Below are 339 nucleotides of genomic sequence, written 5' to 3'. Positions count from 1 at the left end.
GCGTACTGATCGAGTCGGCGGCCATCATCGACTACCTGATCCGCCGCCACGGCAACGGTCAACTGCAACCCGATCCGACCAGCGCCACCTACGACGAATACGTGCAATGGCTGCACTTCGCCGAGGGCTCGGCCATGCTGCCGCTGATGCTCAACCTCTACGTCGGGCGCCTGGGTGAAGCCGGCGCGCCGCTGCATCCACGCATTGAGTCGGAGCTGGCCAACTACCTCGGCTACCTGAATGACGTGCTCGGCAAAACCGCCTACCTGGCGGGTGATGAGCTGAGCGGTGCGGACATTCAGATGAGCTTCATCGGCGAGATTGCCAAGGCCCAGGGCA

Annotated in this window: 1 protein-coding gene; it reads left to right on the top strand. The window is 63.4% G+C overall.

Going from position 1 to position 339, the window contains the following annotated elements:
- A partial coding sequence (locus AC0L3B_RS38820) for a glutathione binding-like protein (protein WP_473382980.1) occupies positions 1 to 339 on the top strand: 339 nt, incomplete at both ends.

The organism is Bradyrhizobium sp. Kon56, assembly GCF_055807635.1.
This window is presented reverse-complemented; position numbering and strand designations above follow the sequence as displayed.